This is a genomic window from Streptomyces sp. GC420, from assembly GCF_009916105.1.
Classification (GTDB): domain Bacteria; phylum Actinomycetota; class Actinomycetes; order Streptomycetales; family Streptomycetaceae; genus Streptomyces.
This window is the reverse complement of the sequence record NZ_JAAAXQ010000683.1, coordinates 1-2080: the sequence shown is the minus strand read 5'-3', so window position 1 is coordinate 2080 and position 2080 is coordinate 1. Positions and strand designations below refer to the sequence as shown.

3 protein-coding genes are annotated in these 2080 nt (G+C 73.9%); 1 reads left to right on the top strand and 2 read right to left on the bottom strand.

What is annotated here, in order from left to right; translation table 11 throughout:
* Positions 1–780 (bottom strand): DUF2797 domain-containing protein (locus tag GUY61_RS37770; protein WP_243767028.1); only part of this gene is annotated, 780 nt, incomplete at its 3' end.
* Positions 781–799: 19 nt separating this feature from the next.
* Between GUY61_RS37770 and GUY61_RS37765 the strand changes: the two genes are divergently transcribed.
* A complete protein-coding gene (locus GUY61_RS37765; protein ID WP_166634803.1) occupies positions 800–1369 on the top strand; it encodes a putative glycolipid-binding domain-containing protein in 570 nt (189 codons plus the stop codon).
* Positions 1370–1468: 99 nt separating this feature from the next.
* Here the strand turns inward: GUY61_RS37765 and GUY61_RS37760 are convergent.
* Positions 1469–2080 (bottom strand): histidine phosphatase family protein (locus tag GUY61_RS37760; protein WP_166634802.1); only part of this gene is annotated, 612 nt, incomplete at its 5' end.

Below are 2080 nucleotides of genomic sequence, written 5' to 3'. Positions count from 1 at the left end.
CCCCGTTCCCGTCCCCGTTCCCGTTCCCGTTCCCGTTCCCAGGTGGAGGTCGGGCCCGGCGAGGGCCAGGATCCGCCCCACGACGTCCCCTCCGCCGACCAGGCCGGCCACGACGCCCGTGGGCGGTGCCAGTCCCTCCAGGCCGAAGGCCCCGCCCAGGCAGACGACGTCGAGGGGCGCCCGTTCCAGGGACTCCGGCCAGCCGCCGAGCGCCACGGCCCGCGCGTACGCGTCTTCGAGCTCCGCCGGACCCGCCGTCCCCGCCCTGTGCCGCACCCTCCGCTTCACCCCGTAGGGGATGCGGTCGGGGATGCCGAGCGCGGCCCGCAGCAGTTCCTCGGCGCGCCGCGCGGCCATCAGCGGACCGTGTCCCAGCCAGGTGAAACGGACCGCGCCCTGCTCCAGCAGCCGCGCGTTCCCCCGCTCGGCGACGGTGATCCCCACCTTGAGCAGCCCCTCGCCGAACCACGCCAGATAGACGCCGTACGGCCGCGGGTCGTCGAGCGCCGTGTCCGCCGCCACGGAGTACGACCGTTCGAGCCGCGCGCAGTCGGCGCACTGCGCCCGGGTCGTACGGCCCGGGACGGCCGCCCGCACCGGACACGGCGTTCGGCGGCCCGCGCGCCACACCCCGAGGCAGCGCCGCCCGCCCTCGGCCCGGAACCCGAGGTCATCGCCCCTGCGCAGCGGGCTCCACCGCTGCGCCCCGTCCTCCTCCCGCCACCACCCGAGAGCGGGCCGTTCGTCCATCCACCGCATCCCCGTGCACCACCACGTCATGACAGCCAGGATGGTGCACATGAGCGACGTGAAAGCGCCCACCTGGCAGGTCACGGCGAGCGGCGGCTTCGAATCGGCGTGGGTGACCTTCAAGGGCGGCACGCTCCACGCCCGCGGCCGGGCCTTCGGGGCACTCCCGGAGCCCTGCTGGATCTCGTACGAACTCGAGACGGGCGAGGAGTGGACCACCCGGCGCCTCACCGTCACCTCCGAGACCGCGACGGACACCCACAGCCTGGAACTGCGCCGCGCCGCGGACACCGGGGTCTGGACGGCGAACGGCACCACCCTGACCTGGGCGGCCGAGTCCCTCGACTGCGACCTCGGGCTGTCGCCCCTCACCAATACGATGCCGGTCCTGCGCCGGAACCTGCACCGCGAGCCGGGGGAGCACACCTTCCTCATGGCCTGGGTCTCCGTGCCGGGTCTCCAGGTGCGGCCCTCCCGGCAGACGTACGCCCATCTCGCACCGGGCACGGTGCGCTTCACGTCGGGGGACTTCACCGCCAACCTGGAGTTCGACCGCGACGGCCTGATCGTCGCCTACCCGGACCTGGCGTACCGCCTGGCCGGCCGCGCGTCCGCCTGAGCAGCCGACGGGGCTTCCGTACCCCAGGGACCGACGTACCTCCGGGGCCGAGCGGTTCGGCCCGGCGTCGCGCGGCTCCGCCCGGCGTCGCGCAGAGGCTCAGATGCGCGCTCCGGCGGGGAACCCGGTCCAGCGCAGTTCCTCCGGCAGGTGCGCCATGTCGTTCCACAGCATCACGGAGACCGGCCTCCCGGGCGTGTAGCGGATGACGGTCAGTGCCGCGTTGCAGTGATTGAGGCCGATCCACCGCCACTTGGGGGTGTCCAGTGCCGCCCGCACGAGCCAGGCGACGAGGAAACTGTGCGTGACCACGAGTTCGTAGCGGTCCGCCTCGCCCTCCGTGACCCCTGTGAACAGCCGCTCCGCCTCGGCGGCCAGCCGCGCGCCGCCGGTGCGCTCCGCCTCCGTGACCTGTCCCAGGAACCGCAGCAGCAAGCCGGCCGAGTCCTGGGGCAGTTCCTCCCGCTCCGGCACGTACGGGACATAGTCCCCGGCGGCCTCCTCCACCGTCAGCGGCACCCCGCCCAGCCGTTCCGCGACCAGCCGTGCCGTCTCCGCGCCCCTCGCGAGCGGCGAATGCCAGACCCGTTCCAGAGGCACCCCCTTGAGCCGCTCCCCGAGCAGCGCCGCCTGCCGTAGTCCGCGCTCCGTCAGGCCCTCTTCCTCCGACACGGCCTCGCCGTGCCGCGCGAGAAGCAGATATCGGCCTTG

Excerpts from the sequence above, each read along its gene's own strand:
- GUY61_RS37765 (WP_166634803.1), top strand. The coding sequence starts at position 800 with ATGAGCGACGTGAAAGCGCCCACCTGGCAGGTCACGGCGAGCGGCGGC.